Annotated in this window: 19 protein-coding genes; 8 read left to right on the plus strand and 11 right to left on the minus strand. The window is 68.8% G+C overall.

Features of this window, described 5'->3' with window-relative positions:
* Nucleotides 1-292: 292 nt before the first annotated feature.
* Entirely contained in the window at nt 293-1,240 is a 948-nt protein-coding gene (locus F9C12_RS14575; protein ID WP_409466223.1) for a 2-hydroxyacid dehydrogenase, read from the plus strand.
* The gene (locus tag F9C12_RS14580) at nt 1,237-2,364 is read left to right on the plus strand and encodes a glycerate kinase (protein WP_409466224.1); all 1,128 of its coding nucleotides are present in this window, start codon (nt 1,237-1,239) and stop codon (nt 2,362-2,364) included. The genes F9C12_RS14575 and F9C12_RS14580 overlap by 4 nt, the downstream gene beginning before the upstream one ends.
* A 230-nt stretch (nt 2,365-2,594) precedes the next feature.
* On the opposite strand, the gene F9C12_RS14585 is transcribed toward F9C12_RS14580, so the two are convergent.
* A complete protein-coding gene (locus F9C12_RS14585) occupies nt 2,595-2,900 on the minus strand; it encodes an iron-sulfur cluster biosynthesis protein (protein WP_409182508.1) in 306 nt (101 codons plus the stop codon).
* 1,540 nt (nt 2,901-4,440) lie between these two features.
* Here F9C12_RS14585 and F9C12_RS14590 point away from each other — a divergent pair.
* The gene (locus F9C12_RS14590; RefSeq protein WP_409467011.1) at nt 4,441-4,857 is read left to right on the plus strand and encodes a GtrA family protein; all 417 of its coding nucleotides are present in this window, start codon (nt 4,441-4,443) and stop codon (nt 4,855-4,857) included.
* Nucleotides 4,858-5,183: 326 nt separating this feature from the next.
* Nucleotides 5,184-5,840, plus strand: a complete 657-nt coding sequence (gene shbA, locus F9C12_RS14595) for an RNA polymerase sigma factor ShbA (protein WP_409182509.1) — start codon at nt 5,184-5,186, stop codon at nt 5,838-5,840.
* Nucleotides 5,841-5,924: 84 nt separating this feature from the next.
* On the opposite strand, the gene F9C12_RS14600 is transcribed toward shbA, so the two are convergent.
* The 3 genes from F9C12_RS14600 to F9C12_RS14610 are packed head-to-tail and all read right to left on the minus strand — an operon-like array spanning nt 5,925 to nt 8,067.
* Nucleotides 5,925-6,767, minus strand: a complete 843-nt coding sequence (locus F9C12_RS14600; RefSeq protein ID WP_409466225.1) for an amidohydrolase family protein — start codon at nt 6,765-6,767, stop codon at nt 5,925-5,927.
* Entirely contained in the window at nt 6,764-7,738 is a 975-nt protein-coding gene (locus tag F9C12_RS14605) for an aldo/keto reductase (protein ID WP_409182511.1), read from the minus strand. Before F9C12_RS14605 ends, F9C12_RS14600 begins: the two co-directional genes overlap by 4 nt.
* Entirely contained in the window at nt 7,735-8,067 is a 333-nt protein-coding gene (locus tag F9C12_RS14610; RefSeq protein ID WP_409466226.1) for an L-rhamnose mutarotase, read from the minus strand. Before F9C12_RS14610 ends, F9C12_RS14605 begins: the two co-directional genes overlap by 4 nt.
* 74 nt (nt 8,068-8,141) lie before the next feature.
* Between F9C12_RS14610 and F9C12_RS14615 the strand changes: the two genes are divergently transcribed.
* Nucleotides 8,142-8,858, plus strand: coding sequence for a FadR/GntR family transcriptional regulator (locus tag F9C12_RS14615; protein ID WP_409182513.1), 717 nt, complete (start codon nt 8,142-8,144; stop codon nt 8,856-8,858).
* 662 nt (nt 8,859-9,520) lie between these two features.
* Here F9C12_RS14615 and F9C12_RS14620 read toward each other — a convergent pair.
* From F9C12_RS14620 to F9C12_RS14645, 6 genes are read right to left on the minus strand one after another with little or no spacing between them, the layout of a single operon-like run.
* The gene (locus tag F9C12_RS14620) at nt 9,521-10,537 is read right to left on the minus strand and encodes an ABC transporter permease (protein WP_409182514.1); all 1,017 of its coding nucleotides are present in this window, start codon (nt 10,535-10,537) and stop codon (nt 9,521-9,523) included.
* Complete coding sequence (locus F9C12_RS14625; protein WP_409466227.1) at nt 10,530-12,032, minus strand: sugar ABC transporter ATP-binding protein; 1,503 nt, start codon at nt 12,030-12,032, stop codon at nt 10,530-10,532. Before F9C12_RS14625 ends, F9C12_RS14620 begins: the two co-directional genes overlap by 8 nt.
* Nucleotides 12,029-13,069, minus strand: a complete 1,041-nt coding sequence (locus F9C12_RS14630; protein WP_037810163.1) for a sugar ABC transporter substrate-binding protein — start codon at nt 13,067-13,069, stop codon at nt 12,029-12,031. The genes F9C12_RS14625 and F9C12_RS14630 overlap by 4 nt, the downstream gene beginning before the upstream one ends.
* A 39-nt stretch (nt 13,070-13,108) precedes the next feature.
* A complete protein-coding gene (locus F9C12_RS14635) occupies nt 13,109-13,867 on the minus strand; it encodes an SDR family NAD(P)-dependent oxidoreductase (protein ID WP_409466228.1) in 759 nt (252 codons plus the stop codon).
* Entirely contained in the window at nt 13,864-15,165 is a 1,302-nt protein-coding gene (locus tag F9C12_RS14640) for an enolase C-terminal domain-like protein (protein ID WP_409466229.1), read from the minus strand. Before F9C12_RS14640 ends, F9C12_RS14635 begins: the two co-directional genes overlap by 4 nt.
* 1 nt (nt 15,166) lies before the next feature.
* Complete coding sequence (locus tag F9C12_RS14645; RefSeq protein ID WP_409466230.1) at nt 15,167-16,021, minus strand: fumarylacetoacetate hydrolase family protein; 855 nt, start codon at nt 16,019-16,021, stop codon at nt 15,167-15,169.
* Nucleotides 16,022-17,036: 1,015 nt separating this feature from the next.
* Between F9C12_RS14645 and F9C12_RS14650 the strand changes: the two genes are divergently transcribed.
* Entirely contained in the window at nt 17,037-18,176 is a 1,140-nt protein-coding gene (locus tag F9C12_RS14650; RefSeq protein WP_409466231.1) for a multidrug effflux MFS transporter, read from the plus strand.
* Here the strand turns inward: F9C12_RS14650 and F9C12_RS14655 are convergent.
* Nucleotides 18,130-19,374 (minus strand): NAD(P)/FAD-dependent oxidoreductase, encoded by a 1,245-nt coding sequence (locus F9C12_RS14655; RefSeq protein WP_409466232.1) that lies wholly within the window; start codon nt 19,372-19,374, stop codon nt 18,130-18,132. The genes F9C12_RS14650 and F9C12_RS14655 overlap by 47 nt on opposite strands.
* Nucleotides 19,375-19,554: 180 nt before the next feature.
* On the opposite strand from F9C12_RS14655, the gene F9C12_RS14660 reads away from it, so the two are divergent.
* Nucleotides 19,555-19,791, plus strand: coding sequence for a hypothetical protein (locus F9C12_RS14660; protein WP_037810157.1), 237 nt, complete (start codon nt 19,555-19,557; stop codon nt 19,789-19,791).
* Between the two features lie 64 nt (nt 19,792-19,855).
* Nucleotides 19,856-21,817, plus strand: coding sequence for an SDR family oxidoreductase (locus F9C12_RS14665; RefSeq protein WP_409466233.1), 1,962 nt, complete (start codon nt 19,856-19,858; stop codon nt 21,815-21,817).
* The last annotated feature ends 12 nt before the right edge of the window (nt 21,818-21,829 follow it).

A 21,829-nucleotide genomic window follows, 5' to 3' on the forward strand; every position in this document is an offset into this window, starting at 1 on the left:
AGACGGCACAAGACAACGCCAGGTTTTACGGCTTCGAGGGAGATGAGGTGATGCGATAAGACAACACGGTGCGCTAGGGGTCGGCGAACGGGTTTCGCGGCAAGCACAGAGCGGAGCAGTCGGCGGCAGACCGGATTTCGTTGCGTGGTACCGCAATGCGGAATCCGGGCGCTGTCGGCGTCGGCGAAGTTCTGTCGCGGCTGGACGCTCCGTCGCAGCTCAGGCGGGTGTCCGGCGGTGAGCGCGCCGCGAACCTCGCTCGAGCGGCACGGTCGGCATTAGGCTGCTCCGCATGCCGAAGATCGCTGTCACCCGCTGGATCCCGGACGAGGCCGTGCAGGTGCTCGGCGAAGCAGGCGAAGTCGAGATCTCGCCGGAGGACCGGCCGCTCACGTCCGAGGAACTGCGGAAGTTCGTCGCCGGATCGGCCGCGGTGGTGTCGATGCTGCACGACCGGATCGACGGCTCAGTCGCGGACGCGGCGGGTCCCGGACTGAAGGTCGTCGCGAACGTCGCGGTGGGCTACGACAACGTGGAGGTCAGTGCACTGGCCGAGCGCGGAGTCGTGGTCACCAACACGCCGGGCGTGCTCACCGACGCCACCGCGGACCTCGCGTTCGGGTTGCTGCTGGCCGTCTCGCGGCGGCTCGGCGAAGGCGAACGTTTGCTGCGCGCACGGCAGCCGTGGTCGTTCCACCTCGGCTTCCTTCTCGGGTCCGGCTTGCAGGGCAAGACGCTCGGCATCGTCGGGCTCGGGCAGATCGGCCGTGCGGTGGCGCAACGAGCGGCGGCGTTCGGGATGCGGGTCGTCTACTCCGGACGGTCGGCGAAACCGGACTTCGACGGCGAGTTCGTGTCGTTTGACGAACTGCTGCGGCGTTCCGACTTCGTGTCGCTGCACTGTCCGCTGACTCCCGAGACCCGGCACCTAGTCGACGCGAACGCGTTGCGGGCGATGAAGCCGACCGCGTACCTGGTGAACACCACGCGCGGTCCGGTGGTCGACGAGTCGGCGCTGGCCGACGCGCTCGAAGCCGGTGAGATCGCGGGCGCGGCGCTGGACGTATTCGAAAAGGAGCCGGACGTCGAACCTCGGTTGCTGGACCGCGACGACGTGGTGCTGACACCGCATCTCGGGTCGGCGACGGTGGAAACGCGGACGGCGATGGCGGTCTTGGCCGCACGCAATGTCGTCTCAGTGCTCGCCGGTGCCGAACCGCTGACGGAGGTAGGCCGATGACGCGGGTCGTGATCGCGCCGGACAAGTTCAAGGGAAGCCTGACCGCGGTCGAGGCGACGGATGCGATCGCGCAGGGCGTGCGCGATGCGTTGCCGGACGCCGAGATCTCCGCGTGCCCAGTCGCCGACGGCGGCGAAGGGACGTTGGAGGTGCTCGAGAACGCGGGCGGCTCCATGGTGCGGTTGTCGGTGCGAGGTCCGCTCGCCGATCCAGTCGACGCGAGGTACGTGCTGTTTGACGGCACGGCCTACGTCGAGTCGGCGCGAGCGTGCGGGATCGAGTTCGTGACGCCGAGCCGGGAAGTCGCGTTGGCCGCGCACACGTGGGGCGTCGGCGAGTTGCTGAACGATGCCCTCTCTCGCGGAGCACGGCGGCTCGTGCTGACCGTCGGCGGTACCGCTAGCACCGACGGCGGGGCTGGAATGCTGGCTGCGCTGGGTGCCAAAGTCCTCGACGCTTCCGGCGCACCAGTCGGTCTCGGCGGCGGGTCGCTGGCACAGGTGGCGCGCGTCGACCTGAGCCCTGCGCGCGAACGGCTGGGCACTGTGCCGGTCGCGGTCGCGACGGACGTGACGAATCCGCTCCTCGGCGCGAACGGAGCGGCGGCCGTGTTTGGTCCGCAGAAGGGGGCCCACCCGGACGACGTCCGTGCCCTCGACGAAGCACTGTCGCACTGGGCGAAAGCGCTTGTGCGGGCTGGCGCGCGCGACGTCTCCGACCTTGCCGGAGCCGGGGCTGGCGGAGGTGTCGCGGCGGGAGCGATCGCGGGTTTCGGCGCGACGGTCGAATCCGGCTTCGACCTGATCGCCGGCCTGACCGGCGTCGACACTGCTCTGAGCGGCGCGGACTTGGTGATCACCGGCGAAGGCTCACTGGACGAACAATCGCTGTCGGGCAAGGCCCCGGCCGGCATCGCGGCGCGGGCCGCACGGACGGGTGTTCCGCTGCTGGTGCTCGCCGGACGGATCCAGCTGGACACGGAGGCGCTGGCCGAGCTGGGAGTCGTGGGCAGCAGCGCGCTGATCAACCACGCGCCGTCGCTGGATTACGCCCGCTCCCACGCCGCGGAACTGCTGCGCGAACGGGCCGCAGTGCTAGTGCGGAACTGGCTGCGCGCCAGGTAGCAGAACGCCCCCGCGAGCAATCGCGGGAGCGCTTCTGCACAGCAACGCAGCCACCCCGTCGTCTGGACAACCCACCTTTCGGATGGCTGTGCCATCCAAAGGATCGGCCATGGAGCACCTCACCGGACTCGCCTGCGGTGAGGCATCCGGTACCGGCGAGCGGCCCACGGGGTTCAACGGACGGACACCGCCGCGCGAACCCCGTGGCCGGGTGTTGCTCGCGCAGTCCGTCAGGCGGACTGCTGCTGGGGCAGGACGGCGAAGGCGACGTCGCCGGTGTCGTCCTGCTGAACGTCGAGGACCTTGTCGTCGAGCAAGGCCGCAGCCTGCGGCTCGAGGAAGACCTTCGCCCCGCCGTCGGCGCCGACGACACGGTCGCCGTCCTCCGGTGCCGGGGCAACGGACAGTGCCAGCTGGGCACCGTCGCCTTCCATGCTCTGCAGCGCGAAGCGCAGGCCGCTCTGTTCGGAGTCACTGCCTTGTTCAGCGGTCAACGCGGTGATCGCCTCGGCGGCGGCTTCGGTAACGGTCAGCATCTTTCGGCCTTCCCTTCGTCGCAGTCGGATGCGCGCGGTCGGTTGCAGGGTGGTTTTTCACGCTAAAGGCGGCACGACGGTCGCGCAGTGTGAGCGCGAGGCCGTTGCCGCGAGGGTGGAACCTGTCACAAATACGTTTGAGATCACGATCTTCGGGCCATGGCCGACCGGATCGCGTCGGCGACCGTGCAGCCGCCGTGGTCGACCCGTTCGCCTTGTTCAGGCACCGGCCAGCCGGATCCAGCCGAGTCGGGCGACCCCGGCGCGGCATCGCCCCCGCCAGCAGACTCCCCAGCGGCAGACTTCTCGTCGACGGACTCCCCGGCGGCATCGGCCGATCCCTCGAACGGCCCGCCATGCACCGGCGGACGCACCTCCGGCTGCTCCGCGGCACGCTGGCTTTCCCGAACCTCGCCGGAAGCTGATTCGGCGCGCGCCGCGGCACCAGGCGCGGACGCGCGGACCGGGTCGACGCGAGAACTCACCGCATCGGGTGGTCGACCCTCACGGAGAGTGTCGTCACCAAGATCGCGCACGGGCACCTCCCCGCAGGTCCGGATTGTTCGTGGTGAGCTACCCGAGGCGGCCTCGAGTGAAACGGGCCGAACGGCTGTCGTCGGAATCACAGGGGTTTCCTGCGGTCCGCCAGGGCATGAGCGGACGAAGGGGAGTTAGCGTCGGCACTATGACCACCACCAGGTGGAAGCCGCGCGGCCGGATCAGGATCCGTCCCCGGCGCAAAGCCAGCAGCGACCCACTCGGCGATGACGCGCTGCCGGACTTTGGCACGCTCGGCACGACTCCGAGTCACCCGGATTTCGCCGAGGCCAGCGACCAGTACCGCGCAGCCGACAACGGTCTGGCCGTGCTGATCGACGAAGTCAGCACTCGCGCCTCCTTGGACTCCGGCACCGACCACCGCGGGAAGAACGCCCGTCGCCACTCAACGGCGAATCCGAGCACCGCTCGCCAGGAAACGACCGATAGCGATCAGCTGCCGCCGAATCCTGGACAGGCCAGTCGCCGCCCGACGACCGACGCCACCGCCTCTCGCCACGAAACGGCAACTGCCTCCGCACCCTCGCGACCGCCAGCCGCCGGAGCCGAAACCATCAGCCACGACCGGGTGCGCGACCCGAGCATCAATCGCCATAAATCGGCAAGCAGCAACGACGAGCTGCGACGGTCCGACCCCGCCGGACGCCACCCAACGACCGCTACGGACCCCCGTCGCCCTCGGCCAGCGAGTGGCGACGCCGGACTGCCGCGTTCGGACGCAAGCAACCCTCCCGCCAGTCGCCACTCAACGGCGAATCCGAACGAGCCAGCAGCAGCGAAAACCTCCGACCTCCTGTCGCCAAAAACCGGCAACAACATCTCCGCCGCAGCCACCCGCCCGCCGCGACCTGCGCCGGATCTCGAAACCAGCCCCGCCCACGGCCAGCCCCACCAGAGTCCGGCCGCGAGCCCCGCCACGCGTCCGACACCGCAGAGCGTCCATCGGCCAAACCGCCCCGACAAACGCACCGCACGTCGCGAGATCGGAGGACACGCCGCCTGGTATCTCGCCGCGGGGGTCGTCACCACCGGGCTGCAGGCGGTCCTCTTCCTCGTCTTCCGGCCGGAAATCGGCGCGCAATGGGCGAATCTCGTCGCGCTCGCGATCACGACGGCGGGCAACACCGAGTTCCACCGGCGTGTCACTTTCGCCAGCCGGAGCAGTCGCGCGGGCAAGCGGCATCTGCAGGATCTCGTCACTTTCGCCTTCTACGCAGGCTACGGATCGGTTGTCCTGGCGGTCCTCGACGCCGTCGTCGCGCACCCCTCGGCCGGGCAGCAGACCGCCGCCCTTCTCGCGGCCAGTTTCGTCGGCGGGGTCGTCCGGTTCGCCGTTCTGCGGTGGTGGGTTTTCGCCCGGGCGCGGCGTGACGGCGAGCCACAAGATCACCAACGGTAGTGGAACCCGTTCTACCCGCAGTGCGACCACTCTCAGTTGAGCTACCCGGCTATCACTCTTCGTGACGCGCAAAATCGGACATCCGCACATGCTGCGAGGCCGGATTCGTACTGTGCGTCGGCTGGTCTCGTTTGTGTCAAGACCGCTGCTGCTAACGGGGTATTCGTAGTTGAAATGTGGACGGTCGGCCTCCGGCCGCTTAAGGTTACGGAGCGTCGCAACGATCGCAGTGCTCGCCCGGTTCAATCGGAGTACTTGCGACCGCAACATCACAGAGTGTTGACCCCAAGACAAGCGACGGTCGCAGGGTTGCCGGGGAGACGACCATGACAGCACCGTCAAAGACGTCCCGTACTGCGGTGTCCGGCGTCGCGGGCTACGTGAGCCCTTCGACGCTGCCCCGGTCCGGCGGACGCCTGACCAAAGAAGACCTCGACCCGCTGGTACGCGCCGCGGGGCAGGGCGATCAAGCCGCGATCGCCGACCTGCTGCACGTGCTCCGCCCCGTCGTCGCCCGCTACTGCCGGGCCCGGATGGGCGGCCGCGACCTCTCTTACCTCGCCGCCGACGACGTCGCGCAGGACGTCTGCATGGCCGTCCTCAAGGCCCTTCCCGACTACCAGGACCGCGGCGGCTCCTTCCTCTACCTCGTGCACGCGATCGCGGCCAACAAGGTCGCCGACGCCTACCGGGCCGTCGCGCGCGACCGGTCCGAGCCGGTGCCCGAACTCCCGGAGCACCCGCTCTCCGGCGGCAATGAGCCGGAATCGCACGCGCTGCGCCTCGACCTCGGCAGCCGCCTGCAGGAGCTGCTCACCCGCCTCGCCCCGCTGCAGCAGGAAATCCTGGCGCTGCGGATCGTCGTCGGCCTCAGCGCTAACGAGACGGCCGAAACGCTGGGCATTTCGCCCGGCAACGTCCGGGTCACGCAGCACCGCGCGCTGTCCAAGCTCCGCGAGATGGTGCAGGGCCAGGACTTCTGAGTCGTTTCGTCACTCGAACGGCTGGAACGCCGCCGCGGACCGCCGAATCGGTCGACAGGCTCTGCTTCGCACGGCACTCTGGTTTTAGCCCGCCGCATCTTTCAGCTCATATACGCGTGCCGCCGTGCGCTCGAAGACCTCCAGACGTTCCGGGTCGCTCAGCCCGCCGGTCAGCGACACCGCCGCGTCCAGTACGACTTCGTACGCTGCCGCCAGTTCGCACACTGGCCAGTCGGAGCCGAACATGACCCGGTTCGCGCCGAACGACTCGAACACGTGGTCTGCGTAGCGGCGCAAATGGCCCACCTGCCATTCGCGCCAGTCGGCTTCCGTCACCAAGCCGGACAGCTTGCAGTGCACGTTGCCGTGCGCGGCCAGCGACGCCACGCCGTCCGACCACGGCTGCCATTTGCCGGCCGCGATGCCAGGCTTCGCGGCGTGGTCGAGGACCAGCCGCACGTCCGGCAACCGCTCGGCGACCTGCCGGGCGGCGGCGAGCTGTGCCGGTGCCACGAGCAGGTCGTAGACCAGGCCCGCGTTGCCGACCGCGGTCAGGCCGCGCAGGATCTCCGGGCGCAGCAGCCAGTCCGGGTCCGGCTCGTCCTCGACCTGGTGCCGGATGCCGACCAGCGGACCCAGTTCGCGCAGCCGGGCGAGCCGGTCGGCCACGTCCGGGGCAGCGAGGTCGACCCAGCCGACGACGCCCGCCACCAGTGGTTCGGATGCGGCTGTGGCCAGGAATTCCTCGGTTTCCGTCTCGTCCGAGACGGTCTGCACCAGCACGGTCGCGTGGACGCCCGCCGCGGTGGCCGCCGTGCGTAGATCGTCGACGGTGTACGGCTTGCGGATCGGAGCCAGCGCGTCGCCGGACATCCACGGGTATTCGCGGCGCGCCGGGTCCCACAGGTGGTGGTGCGAGTCGATCACTGGGCTCCTCCGGACGCGACGGGGCGGGCGGCCGACCGCAGGAGGCCGGCGTCGGCGAGGTCGTCCCACAGTACGGGCGGCACGTTCGCCGCTGCCCGGCGAACGTTCAGCGACACCTGCTCGGCGTCGTGCGCACCGACGACCACCGACACCACTGCCGGGTGCGTTCGCGGCAACGCGAGCGCGGCCTCGGGCAGCGAAACACCGTGTCGCGCACAGATTTCCGCGATCTTCTGTGCCTTTTCCACGAGATCCGCGGGCGCGGCCGCGTAATCGTAAATCGCACCGGGTTGCTCAGTGGCGAGGATTCCGCCGTTGAACACTCCGCCGGCCACGACACCGACGCCGCGTTCGACGCACAGCGGCAGCAACTCGTCCAACGCCGGCTGGTTCAGCAAGGTGTACCGGCCAGCCATCAGGACATGGTCAAGATCGAACCGGCGCACGAATTCCGCCAGCATCGGCGCCTGGTTCATCCCGGCCCCGATCGCCCCTACAACGCCCTGCTCGCGCAACTCCAGCAACGCCGGGAACGCACCCGAAACCGCTTCTTCGAAATGCTCGTCCGGATCGTGCACGTACACGAGATCAATGCGGTCGAGGCCCAGCCGGTCCAAGCTCGACTCGAGCGAACGCCACACCCCGTCGCGGCTGAAATCCCAGCGGCGGCGGTAAGTGGCGGGAACGTCGAAGCCCTGGTCGTCACGTTCGCCGGGGGCCACCGCGCGTGGTTCCAGCACTCTCCCGACTTTCGTGGACAGGACGTACTCGGCTCGCGGATACGCCGCCAGCGCGGCCCCGAGCCGTCGTTCGGACAGTCCGAGCCCGTAGTGCGGCGCGGTGTCGAAGTAGCGAATCCCCTCGTCCCACGCCCGCCGCACGCTCGCCGCGGCGATTTCGTCCGGCACCGCGTGGTAGAGGTTGCCCAGTTGCGCGCCGCCGAGTCCCAGCGGAGGAAGGTCCACGGTCACGCCTCCGCCGGGAGTTGCCACACCAGCCCGAGGCCGTGCGCGACGTCCGAACGGCCGAGGTCGAGCAGTTCGTTGATCCGTTTCTGCCACGCGATGTCGGCCGGATCGTCGGCGAGTTTCGCGCGCATCTGCTCGAAATCGTCTACTTCGACGAAGTGGAACAGGTCGAGCCCGTCGCGCCAGATCCGCCACGAACGCACGCCGGCGCGGCGCAGCGCGGCGTCCAGATCCGCCGGGATCACCGCGTGCACCTCCTCGTAGGTTTTCTCCATTCCGGGCTTGAGCCGGGTGCGCAAGGCGACCGTTTGCGGCGCCGGGCCGTGGGTCATCGTTCCTCCTGACGGGAGTCGTGGCACGCTGTTAGGGGTAAACATCCGAGGTCTCTGCAGGGAGGGCGGTCCCGATGCCCGTCACCGATGTCGCGATCGACAAGATCAAGGACATGATCATTTCGGGCGAGCTGGCTCCGGGCGACCGGCTCCCCAAGGAGGCCGAGCTCGCGCAGCGGCTGGGGCTGTCCCGCAGTTCGCTGAGGGAGGCGGTGAAGGCGCTGTGCCTGATCCGGGTGCTGGACGTGCGCCAGGGCGACGGCACCTACGTCACCAGCCTGGAACCGAACCTGCTGCTCGACGCGATGACCTTCGTCGTCGACTTCCATCGCGACGACACCGTGCTCGATTTCCTTGCCGTGCGGCGGATCCTGGAACCGGCGGCCACCGCGATGGCGGCGCTGCACATGCGCGACGAGGACGTCGCCGAACTCGGCGAGCTGCTCGGTGAACTGGAGGAATCGCCGACCGTCGAGGCGCTGGTGGCCAACGATCTGCAGTTCCACCGCAAAATCGCGGACGGTTCGGGCAATCCGGTGCTGTGTTCGCTGCTCGAAAGCCTCTCCGGCCCGACCGCGCGAGCCCGCATCTGGCGCGGCCTCACCCAGGAGGGCGCGGTAGCCCGGACCCGGGAACAACACGCCGCGATCTACGACGCGATCGCCGCACGCGAACCGGAACTGGCCCGCTCGTGGGCGACGGTGCACGTCGCCGGAGTGGAACAGTGGCTGCGAAGCACCCTGGTCGAGGACGCCGCGGCCGGCGACGAGGCTGAGCCTGCTGCCTCCTGAGCGGACGGCGTCGGTTCCTAAGCGGACAGCAGTTCCTGAACGGCTTGTTGTGGTGAGGGGTCCCTTCATTCCTTGGTGCTCGGAGTGAAGGGACCCCTCGCTCGTGCCCGATTGGCGTGACGGGGACTTTCGCGCCTGCCCGGCGGTGATGAAGGGGCCCTTCACGTCAGGACGCTCGAAGCGAAGGGACCCCTCGCTCCCACCTAGCTGGAGCGAGGGGGACTTTCGCGTCGATCGTGCGGCGGGGAACGGCGAGTGCCGAACCCGGAAAGGCGAAAGGACCCGTCGTACGCGCAGGGCCGAAACGCAGGAAACTCGTTCGCCGGCTGGCGGGATGAAGGGGCCCTTCACGAGCTTCCTCGCGACGCCATCCACCGCACCGGTCACCGCGCCATCCGACCGGCCGATCACCACACCGGCCAGCGAGCCACTCAGACCGACCGCGCCAGCCAATCGGCCAATGGCCAGACCAGTCACCGAGCTACCCCGGCGGACAACGCCACCCGACCGGCCAACCGTGCCAGCCAGCGAGCCACCCGGACCAACCACACCAGCCCACCAGCCAACGACCGCGCCACCCGACCAGCCAACCACCGCACCAGGCGCGAAGCCGCCCGAGCTTGTGCACCAAGAAGGTCGGATGATCACCGAACCTCCACCGATCAGGTCTGGGGCTTTCCGCCGGCATACCGGCTGATGATCAGAGCGATCAAAATGATCCCCCCGTAAATCGCCTTCAGCCATTCCGCCGGGACCTGGGCGATGCGCAGCAGGCTGTCCACCGACTGCAGCAGCAGGACCCCGGTCAGTGCGCCGACCAGGGTGCCTCGGCCGCCGTCCAGGGAGACGCCGCCGATCACCGCTGCGGCGAAGACCTGCAGGATCAGGCCGTCGCCCTGGTCGGCGCCCAGTGCGCCGACGTAGCCGGTGTACGCGAGGCCTCCGATCGCAGCCAGGACTCCGGCCACCACGAAGACCGCCCACGAGATGCGGTCTACCCGGATTCCCGCGGCCCGCGCCGCTTCTCGGTTGCCGCCGATCGCGTACAGCGAGCGGCCGACTCGGTGGTAGCGCAGGCCCAGTCCGAAGAGGACGAACAGCGCCGCCGCTAGCCAGACCGACATCGGGAGTCCGGCGAACGTCGTCGTCGCCAGCGCGGTGAACGCGTCCAGCTGGTCGAACAGCGTCTTGCCGTTCGTCGTGCCGATCTGGGTTCCGCGCAGGACCGTCAGCATCGCCAGCGTCACGATGAACGCGTTGAGCTTCAGCTTCACGATCAGGAAGCCGTTCACGAACCCGATCAGGGCTCCGACCACGGGGATCGCGACCAGGCCGAGCACTGAGGGCCATTCGGTGCCGAAGCCGGACGACGCCGCCGGGATGACCAGCATCGCGCCGATCGCCGGGGCGATGCCCATCGTGGATTCCAGCGACAGGTCGAACTTGCCGGTCAGCAGCACCAGCGATTCGCCCAGCACGACCAGCGACAACGCCGCCGCCGCGGAAAGGATGCTGATGATGTTGTCGAAGGTGAAGAACGTGTCGCTGATCAGCCCGCCGATCACGAACACCACCACGAGCGCGGGCAGCAGCGCCAGTTCGCGCAGCCACGCCGACTTCCGGCGCTTCGCCCGTACCGCGGGCAGCGCCGTCTGCGGGTCGCTCATCAGGTCAGTCATGGAGCCCGACTCCTTCGATATCCGCCACCAGGTCCCCGTCGGACCAGCCGGCCTGGTGAACGGCGGCCACCTCGCCGGCGCGCAACACCAGCACGCGGTCGGCCAGGCGCAGGTCGTCCAGCTCGTCGCTCACGAGCAGCACCGCCTTCCCCTCGGCCCGCACGCGGTCCACGACCGCGAGCAGGGCCTCCTTCGACTTCACATCCACTCCCGCGGTGGGGTTGATCAGCACCACCACGCGCGGATCGCTCTCCAATGCCCGGGCGAGCACGACTTTCTGCTGGTTCCCGCCGGACAGATCCGAAACCGGCTGGTCCGGGCTGGCCGCCACGATGTCGTAGTCGGTCAGGGCGCGCGCTCCGCGTTCGCGGCGGACCTTCGGGGACGCCAAGCCGCCGCGGCCCATCCGATCGAGCACGGACAGCGTCGCGTTGTCCATAATGGAGTGTTCCAGCACCAGGCCTTCGTGGTGCCGGTCCCGGGGGACACAGCCGATTCCCGCGCGCAGGGCGGCGGGAATGTCGCCCGAAGGCAGGCGTTTTCCGTTCACTGAAACGGTTCCTGAGGTGGGCGCGCGCAGGCCGTAGACCGTCTCGGCCACCTGATGTTTGCCGCTCGCGTTGCTCCCGGCGAGACCGACGACCTCGCCGCGGTGGACGCGGAGGGAGACGTCGTGGAAGCCGTCGCCAGACAACCCATCCACGGCGAGCACCTCTTCGGCGTCGACCGCAAGCGGGTCACGGGTGGCTGCGTCGCGCACGGCCAGGCCGCCCTGTTCCCCTGTCATCGCATCGACCAGCGCTGCGCGGCTGACCTCCTCGACGGGCGCGGTGAGCACATGCCGAGCGTCGCGCAGGACGGTAACCGCTTGACACACCTCGTAAACCTCGTGCAGGTGGTGCGAGATGAACAGGAAGGTGACGCCGTTTTCCTGCATCTGCCGCATGCGCGCGAAAAGCCGCTCGATGGCCTGACTGTCCAGCTGCGCGGTCGGTTCGTCCAGCACGATGAACCGGGCACCGTAACTCAACGCGCGGGCGATCTCGACGAACTGACGGTCCTCAACGGACAGTTCGCCAGCCGGAGTGTCCACATCGACCCGGACGTCCCACGAGTCCAGCAGCTCCCGCGCTTGCCGGCGCAGCTTCTTCCAGCCGATCGCGAAACCGCCCTGAGCTTGCCGGTTCAGGAACAGATTCTCCGCGACCGTCAGCTGCGGCACCACCATCGCGTGCTGGTACACGCACGCCACGCGCGCCTTCCAGTCGTCCTGTTTGGACAGCGGAGGCGCCGGTACCCCGCCGAAGGAAACGCTGCCAGTGTCCGTTTCGGACAGTCCAGTGAGGATGGACACCAGCGTGGACTTGCCCGCCCCGTTGCGGCCGACGAGTGCGTGTGACTCGCCGGGCCGCACGGTGAGGCTGACGTCGTGCAGCGCCACGGTAGGCCCGTACCGCTTCCCGACGCCGTCCGCCTGCACTACCGGCGCGCTCACAGGTTGTTACCCCACAACGCTTTGTCGTCCACGTTGTCCTTGGTCACGACCGGCGCGGGCAGCTGGTCTTCCAGGATGCCAGGGCTGATCTCGACGATCGTGGAGTCGTGGTCGGTCGGGCCGGGTTTGAACGTCTCGCCCGCCATCGCCTTCTTGAGCCAGTACATGCCGTACTTGGCGTAGGCGTCGGCAGGCTGCGAGACGGTCGCGTCCAGTTCGCCGTTGCGGATCGCGGTCAGCTCCTGCGGGATGCCGTCGTTGCTCACCAGCACCACGTGCTTCGGGTCGCCGACCGGGAAGAACAGGTTCTTGCGCTTGAGCGCCTGCTCGGTCGGCGCGAGGTAAACCCCGCCGGCCTGCATGTACACGCCCTTGATGTCCGGGTTCGCGGTCAGCAGACTGTCCAAACCGGACGAAGCCTTGTCCGCCTTCCATTCGGCGGCGACCTCGAGCACCTTGACATCCGGGTATTTCTGCTTCATGCACTCGCGGAACGCCGCCGACCGGTCACGGCCGTTGACCGACGCGAGGTCGCCCATCACCTGAACGACCTTGCCGCTCTTCACGCGCTTGCCGATTTCTTCGCACGCCTTGGTTCCGTAGGCCTTGTTGTCCGCCCGAACCACCATCGCGACCTTGCCGCTTTCCGGCGCGACGTCCACCGCGACCACCGGAACGCCCTTGTTCTCAGCCTGTTTCAGCCCGGCGACGACCGCGGCCGAGTCGAGCGGCGTGACGACGAGTCCCTTCACGCCCTGGCTGAGCAGCGTGCCGATGTCCGTGATGAGCTTGGCCGGATCGCTGTCGGCGTTCACCGTCGGCAGCGCGTCGAGCCCCTGCTCCTTCGCCATCTGCGGCACGTATTTGTTGTAGGCCTGCCAGAACGGCGAGGTCAGCAGGGGCAGGGTCGCCCCGACCTTGCCGGTGCCGCCGCCGCTCGCCGCTGCCGCCGGTTTGTCCTTAGTGGACCCGCACGCACCGAGCACCAAACCGCAGGCGGCCACCGCGGCGGCCAGCCGGATCACCTTCGTACGCACCGCATCCTCCTTGATGACAGGCCTTGTTGGCTAAGCAGATCAGTTCTGCACGGGTCCGCGCGGGCGCAGGCCGTACATGCCGCCGTCCACCGCGAGCGCGGTGCCGGTAGTCGATGCCGAAAGCGGGCTGGCCAGGTACGCGATCGCGTTCGCGACCTCGTCCGCGGTCACCAGCCTCCCCATCGGCTGGCGGGCGGCGAGCGCCTTCCGTTCCGCCTCCGGGTCCGCTGCGGTGTCGAGCAGCCTGCCGACCCACGGAGTGTCCGCGGTTCCGGGGCACACGCAGTTGACGCGGATCCGGTCCGGCAGGTGGTCGGTGGCCATCGCGAGGGTCAGCGACAGCACCGCGCCCTTCGTGGCCGAGTACAGCGCCCGCGCGGGCAACCCGGCCCACGCGGCGATCGAGCAGGTGTTCACGACTGCCGCCGCGGGCGAGTTTTTCAAGTGCGGCAAGGCAGCTCGCGCCGTACGCACCATTCCGACCACGTTCACGTCGTACGCGCGGTGCCATTCGTCGTCGTCATTCGCGGTGACGTCGCCCTGGGCACCGATTCCCGCATTGTTGATCAGGATGTCGAGCCGGCCGAAGCGTTCGGCCACCGCGTCGACCGCGGCACGCACCTCGGCGTCGGACGTGACATCGCAGCGGAATCCGGCCAGCGGCTCGGGCACCTCGTCGGTCTTGAGGTCGAGCACGGCCACCTTCGCGCCGCGCTGGGCCAGCAGGTTCGCCGTGGCCAGGCCGATGCCCGAAGCGCCGCCGGTGACCGCGGCGACCAAGCCGTCGAATTCGCTCACTGCGCGTTCTCCGTCCATTCAGGACCGTCCGGGAAACTGAACCGGCGCAGCGTAGCGTCGTGCATGCGCGCGGAAAAGCCCGGTGCGGTCGGGGCGAGGTACCGGCCGTCGCGCACGACGGCCGGATCGGTGAAGTGGTCGTGCAGGTGGTCTACCCATTCGATGGTGCGGTCTTCGTCCGAACCGGACACTGCCACGAAGTCGAACATGGACAGATGCCGCACCAGCTCGCACAACCCGACTCCGCCGGCGTGCGGACACACCGGAACGCCGAATTTGGCCGCCAGCAACAGGATCGCGAGATTCTCGTTCACTCCGCCGACGCGTGCGGCGTCCAGCTGCAGCACGTCAATCGCACCGGACTGCAGCAATTGCTTGAATACCACGCGGTTCTGCACGTGTTCGCCGGTGGCGACCTTGATCGGTGCGAGCGCCTTCGCGATGGCTGCGTGGCCGAGAACGTCGTCCGGCGAGGTCGGCTCTTCAATCCAATATGGATCGAACGGTGCCAGCGCGGTCATCCACGACACCGCCGTCGCGACGTCCCAGCGCTGATTCGCGTCGACCGCGATCCGGATTCCCGCACCGACAGTCTCGCGCGCCAGTTTCATTCGCCGGACATCGTCCTCGAGATTCCCGCCGACCTTCAACTTGATCATCTCGAAACCGTCGGCGACAGCCTGTTCGGCCAGCCGCACGAGTTTCGCGTCGGAGTAACCGAGCCAGCCCGCCGACGTGCTGTACGCGCGATATCCCTCGGCCTCGAGTTTGGCGATCCGTTCGGCTTTCCCGAATTCGGCGGCACGCAGGATGTCGAGCGCTTCCTGTTCGGTGAGCGCGTCGGACAGGTAGCGGAAGTCCACAAGGGACACCAGATCTTCCGGCGTCATCCGCGAAGCGAACTTCCACAAGGGAAGCCCGGCACGTCGTGCGGCGAGGTCCCACGCGGCGTTGACGATCGCACCGATCGCCATGTGCGCCACGCCTTTTTCCGGTCCCAGCCAACGGAATTGCGAGTCGCCGACCAACGCTCGCGAAAGGTCGCCGAGCGCTTCCGCGTCTTCCGGCACGTCACGGCCGACCACATGCGGTGCCAGCGCACGGATCGCGGCGGCTTGCACGTCGTTGCCGCGGCCGATGGTGAACGCGAGGCCGTAACCGTCCGGCCCGGCGTCGGTGTGCAGTTCGACGTAAGCCGCCGAATAGTCCGGATCCGGGTTCATCGCGTCCGAACCGTCGAGGTCGCGCGACGTCGGGAAACGGACGTCCCGGACCTCCATAGCCACGATTTTCGCCATGTCAGGCCTGCCCGAAAGTCTGGCGCTGCTTGCCGAGGCCGTCGATTTCCAGTTCGACGACGTCGCCCGCGCGCAGGTACGGCTTCGGTTCGGGCTGCCCGAGCGCGACGCCCTCCGGGGTGCCGGTGTTGATCAGGTCGCCGGGGCGCAGCACCATGAACTGGCTCAGGTAATGGATGATCTCGGCGACGCCGAACACCATGTCCTTTGTGGACGAATCCTGCACCTTCTCGCCGTTGACCCAGGTGCGCAGGCCGAGCGCCTGCGGGTCGGGGATCTCGTCGGCGGTCACCAGCTCCGGGCCGAGCGGGTTGAAGGTCTCGCAGTTCTTGCCCTTGTCCCACTGGCCGCCGCGGTGCAGCTGGAAATCGCGCTCGGAGACGTCGTTGGACACGACATACCCGGCGACGTGCGCCAGCGCTTCGTCCGCGCTTTCCAGGTAGCGGGCGGTTTTCCCGATGACGACGCCGAGTTCGACCTCCCAGTCGGTGGCCGTGGAGCCGCGCGGGATCAGCACCTCGTCGAACGGTCCGACCATGACGTCGGGGGCTTTCATGAACAGCACCGGTTCGGTCGGCACGGCCGCGCCGGTTTCCTCGGCGTGGCGGCGGTAGTTCATCCCGATGCAGACGATCTTGCCCGGCGCGGCGATCGGCGCGCCGACCCGCAGCCCGGCCTCGTCGGCGACCGGCAGCTCCCCGGCTTCGAGCGCCCGCGCGGCCTTGGCCGGGCCGTCGCCGGAGAGGAACGCGCCGTCGATGTCCGGCGTGACCCCGGAGAGGTCGTGGAGGGTGCCGTCACCGGCACGGACGAACGGACGCTCAGCCCCCGCTGCCCCGAGACGCACAAACCGCACGGACGAACCCCTCTCTCGACACCGTTCACGTGATACATCCGATGTATAGCGCACAGGTGGCGGGCAGATCTAGAGGGAAGGAGGATTTGCTGCGGAAATTGATCCGATCACCGGGCTGCCGGGCGGATAACGGACACTCGTCGTGGCGGGGAGGTCCCGCCACGACGGAGGAGACGGTGCGGCGCGGATGGGGACGGAAGACACGACAGGGCCGGACGAGCGGCATCCCGGCGGTGCGGCGAGATCGTTGTGTGCCGCTGAACGGGAATCGCCGTCGGAGGACAATCTGCCGCGGGGGTCTGCGGATCGCTCGGCGCCGGGGCGTTCGGGGGTTGGGCGCTCCGGGGCCGATCGGTCCAGGGTGAGCCGGGGGACGTCGGATCATTCCGCAGGTGAATATTCCGCTGACGGCTCTCTCGACATGGAGCATTCCGCCACCCACCACTCCACGTCCGACCACTCCGCTGCGGATCACTCCACAGCGGACCGACCTACGACGGACCATTCCGCAGCCGATCACTCCGCTGCGGGCCCTTGCGGCACGGAACATTCCACCGTCGACTACCCCACCGCGAACCGACCCACGACGGATTACTCCGCAGCCGATCACTCCGCGGCGACCCCATCCAGCACGGAGCATTCCAGCGTCGACCACTACACAGCGGACCGCCCCACGCCGGACCAACCCGCCGCCCAACACCCCACCGCGGCTCCATCCAGCGCGGAGCATTCCGCCGTCAACCACCCCACAGCCGATCACTCCACAGCGAACCACCCGACGCCGGACCAACCCGCAGCCGAACATTCCGGTGCGGGCCCTTCCGGCACGGAACATCCCACCCCCAACCACCCCACGGCCGACCACTCCGCAGCCCAACACCCCACCGCGACCCCACCCACCACGGAACACCCCGCCGATCACCCGGCCACCCTCCCCGACCGTCCGGCCCCGGGCAAGATCCGGCGGCTCCTCGTCCTCGGTGGCCTCTCCGCGTTCGGTCCGCTCTCCATCGACATGTATCTCCCCGCCCTCCCCCGGATGGCGGGCGACTTCCAGGCCTCCGACACCACCGTCCAGCTGACGCTCACCGCGTTCGTCGTCGGGCTGGCGGTCGGCCAGATCGTCGCTGGGCCGTTGTCGGATGCCTTGGGGCGGCGGCGGCCGTTGCTGGCCGGGCTGGGGCTGTACATCGCCGGGTCGGTCGCGGCGGCGGCTAGTCCTGGCGTTGAACTGCTGATCGCGGCTCGGAGCGTCCAGGCGCTCGGCGCGGCGGCTGGGATCGTGATCGCCCGCGCGGCCGTCCGCGACCTCTACACCGGCACCGCGATGACGAAGTTCTTCTCGCTTCTCCTGCTCGTCAACGGGCTCGCGCCGATCCTCGCTCCGGTGCTCGGCGGTCAACTGCTCACGTTCACGTCTTGGCGCGGCGTGTTCGTCGTCCTCACCGGGTTCGGCGTGCTGCTGCTCGGCGCGGTCGCGTTCGCGCTGCCGGAGCCGTTGCCGGTCGAGCGGCGGCATCCGGCGCGGCTGGGCGGCGTGCTTCGTACGTACGGGCGGCTGCTCGCCGATCGCACCTTTCTCGGCTATGCGCTCACGGCGGGGCTCAACTTCGCCGCGCTATTCGCGTACATCTCGGGTTCGTCGTTCGCGCTGCAGGACGTTTACCGCCTCAGCCCGCAGGAATACAGCGTCGTTTTCGGGCTCAACGGCGTCGGCATCGTGCTTGCCGGGCAGCTCAACGGATGGCTCGTCGGCCGGTTTCCTGAACGGACGCTGCTGCGTACCGGGCTGACGGTGTCGACGCTGTCCGGCCTGGCCACGCTGACCGCGGCGATCCTGCACCTTCCGTTGCCCGCGTTGCTGATTCCGTTGCTGCTCATGGTGTCCTGCATCGGAATCATCAGCCCGAACGCCAGTTCCCTCGCGCTCGCCGCACACGCGCGCACCGCGGGATCGGCGTCGGCGCTGCTGGGAGTGCTGCAGTTCGCGATCGGCGGGATCGCGACGCCGCTGGTCGGGCTCGGCGGGTCCGGCACGGCGGTTCCGATGACCGCCGTGATGGCCGGGTTCGGGGTGCTCGCCCTGCTGTCGTTCGCGACGCTGGCGGTCAGCCCAGGTCGGCGAGATTCCCGCTCCGGAGCTGGTCGTCGGTGACCGCGATGCGTTCGTCGACCAGCTTCTGCAGCGCGTCCCCGTCGTCCCACTGGTTGACGTTCAGCGCGGCCGAAACCTCATTGTCCGGGGTCACCCAGAACGCCGTGAAGTCGTAAGCCGCGAGGTCGCCGCGCACTACGACGCGGTCCCGGTCCAAGACCGCCAGGCCGCGGTATTCGCAGCCGATCGCCGGGCCGCCGCGGTCCGGGTCGTATTGGTCGGAGAAGAAGTACGGAGTGTTCAGGTACGGCTCGTTCGCGCCGAAGAGGTTGACTGCCACGTGCTCGCCCTGCGTACGCGCTGTCGCCCAGTGCTCGACGCGTACGCGGCGGCCGTAGCGCGGATGGAACTGCGAAGCGAGATCGCCGATCGCGTACACGTCAGGTGCCGCTGTACGCAGACCTGCGTCGACATCGACACCGCCGTCGTCGGCCAGCTCCAGGCCGGCAGCGTGTGCCAGCTCGACGCTGGGGGCAGCGCCCACAGCGATGAGCACAACGTCGGCGTACAGCTCTTCGCCACTCGACAGTCGGACGCCGGTCGCTGAGGTGTCACCGGTGATCGCTGCGACGCCTTCGCCGAGACGCCAGTGCACGCCGTGTTCTTCGTGCAGACGGTAGAACGCACCGGCCACTTCGTCGCCCAGGACGTTCGCGAGCGGCAGCTTCTCCGGAGCGACCACAGTCACCTCAGCGCCGTGCGTACGCGCGGCCGCGGCGGCTTCAGTGCCGATCCAGCCTGCGCCGACGATCAGTACCCGCTTCGCTGCTTCGAAAGCCTCACGCAGCCGCAGCGCGTCATCGAGAGTGCGAAGCGTGTAGAGGCCGGGCAGGTCGCCGCCGGGCACCTTCAATGTCCGCGGGCGCGAGCCAGTCGCTAAGACAAGACGGTCGTAGCGGTGTTCGCCTCCAGCGTCGTCGAGGACGAGGCGCGCACCCAGTTCTACCCGGGTCGCCGTGGTGCCGGAGAGCAGCTTGATGTCGTTCTCGGCCCAGTAGCCCTCTTCGCGCACCCAGTCGGGTTCGTCGGCGTTGCCGAGCAGCACTGCTTTCGACAGCGGCGGCAGCTCGTACGGCCGGTGCGGGCTGGAGCCGAGCAGCAGGACTTCGCCGTCGAGACTGCGTTCTCGAATGGTGGCCGCCGCGGTGGCGCCGGCCAGCCCTGATCCGACGATGACGATCTTCCGAGGTTCCGACATCCGTCCTCCCGAGTGCCCGCGGCGTGCGGTGGCCGACGCTACTCCGGTACGCGGCTGGTCACACCCCGTGGAAAACCGGCCAGTAGGCAATTCGGGTGAACCGGCGTAAGCCGCCCCGAAGCCGCCGGTCCCACTCGCGCACGAAGGACACGGGCACTACGTGATCGGAGGGCGAAGGCCGTGACAGCGCGGGACGACAGTGCGGTGCGGAACGAGTGGACGGTCGGCTGCCGGGACCTGGCGGGGCGGCGGCGCGACGTGACGGTGTTCGTGAGCAGCGACGACAAAGTCGTCCTGGTCGCACCGCCGGGAGAGGCGGCGGTGCTGGGCCCGCTGGAGGTCGGACGGCTGCGCGCGGCCCTGCGCGACGCCGTGGTGGCCACCGCGACGTCGGCTCGCCGCACCGGAACCGACTGACAACTACCGTTCCTACTCATCAGTAGGTAGAGTCGGCACCCGCAGACCCCGAAAGGTGCCGGCCATGACCACCTACTTCGTCACGGGCGCGACGGGCTTCCTCGGAAAGCGCCTGGTCGCCCGGTTGCTCGCGCGGCGGGACACGACCGCCGTCCACGTGCTCGTCCGCAACACCTCGCGCGACCGCCTGGCCGAACTCGCGCGGGAGTGGCCGAACGCCGACCGCCTGGTCCCCGCCGTCGGCGACCTCACCGAACCGCTGCTCGGCCTCGACCCGGCCGGCTACGACGGGGTCGACCACGTCGTCCACCTCGGCGCGATCTACGACTTCACCGCCGACGACGCGGCGAACCGGGCCGCGAACGTCGAGGGCACGCGGAACCTGCTCGCCTTCGCCGCGGCCGCCGGGGCGCGGCTGCTGCACCACGTTTCGTCCATCGCCGTCGCGGGCGATCACGCCGGCCGCTTCACCGAAGCCGACTTCGACCTCGGGCAGTCCTTCAGTTCTCCGTACCACGCCACGAAGTTCGAGGCCGAGAAGCTGGTCCGCGCGCAGTCCGACGTGCCGTTCCGCGTCTACCGGCCCTCGGCGGTCGTCGGCGATTCGCGCACCGGCGAGATGGACAAGATCGACGGGCCGTACTACTTCCTGCCCGCCATCTCGCGGCTCGCCGCGCTGCCGAAGCAGCTGCCGCTTGTCGCCCCTAATCTCGGGGCCACGAACCTCGTTCCGGTCGACTACGTCGTCGCCGCGATGGAAAACCTCATGCACCGCGAAGCGCCTTCGGGCAGTACGTACCACCTTGCTTCGCCGCGGCCGCAGAAGCTGCACGAGGTCTACAACGCCTTCGCCCGCGTTGCCGGAGCGCCGCGCGTACGCACGACTGTGCCGTCTCGCCTGCTTCGCAGCACAGCGTCTCGGCTCGCGACCGCTGTGGACCGTCTGCCGACTGGACGGGCGACGCGGGCCGCCGTGTTGACCGAGCTGGGAATTCCCCTCGAAGTACTCCCCCACCTGAACATGGAGGTGGAGTTCGACACCGCGCGCACCACTTCGGAGCTGTACGGCAGCGGCGTCCACCTTCCCGAGCTTCGCGACTACGCCGAACCGCTCTACCGCTACTGGCGCGCGCATCTCGACCCGGACCACGCTCGCCGTCCAGGGCTCGAAGGACGCGTTGTCCTCATTACCGGTGCGTCGTCCGGCATTGGCCGCGCGAGTGCGCTGGCTGTCGCGCGTCGCGGTGCGAAGGTGCTTCTCGTCGCGCGGCGTGCTGAAGAACTCGAAGACGTGCGTAGCGAGATCACCGCAGCAGGCGGCGAAGCGGCGGCGTACCCGTGCGACCTCACTGACGGCGAAGCGGTCGACAGTCTCGTAAAGGCGGTCCTCGCCGACCACGGTGCGGTGGACGTATTGGTGAACAACGCCGGACGGTCCATTCGACGCTCGGTGCAGCTGTCAACGGAACGCTTCCACGACTACGAACGCACCATGGCCATCAACTACTTCGGCCCCGTGCGGCTGACCCTCGGCCTGCTGCCCTCGATGATCGAACGCCGGTTCGGCCACGTCGTGAACGTCACCACGCAGGGCCTGCAGACCGACACGCCGCGGTTTTCCGCTTACCTGGCCTCGAAAGCCGCGCTCGAGGAGTTCGGCCTGACCGCCGGGCGGGAGACGCTGTCCGACGGCGTCACGTTCTCGTCGGTCCGGATGCCGTTGGTGCGCACCGACATGATCGCGCCGACCGGGTCGTACCGCGGGCTGCCCGCGAGTTCCCCGGAACGCGCCGCGGCGCTGGTGGTGAAGGCGATCGAGCGGCGGCCGCAGATCCTGAGCCTTCCCGAGGGCCGAGCCGCGGAACTGGCCTCGCTGGCAGCCCCTGACCTCGCCCGGTTCGCGGCGCATCTCGTGTACCGGGTGATGCCGGAATCCGCGCCGGAAGCCAAAAAGCGGCCCCGGCAGCCCGCCCCGGCGAAAGTCGCGGCGACGCTGACGCGGCTGGTGTGGCGAAGGAGGTCGTGAGTGTTCATGCCG

This window comes from Amycolatopsis sp. GA6-003, from assembly GCF_046267895.1.
Taxonomy (GTDB): domain Bacteria; phylum Actinomycetota; class Actinomycetes; order Mycobacteriales; family Pseudonocardiaceae; genus Amycolatopsis.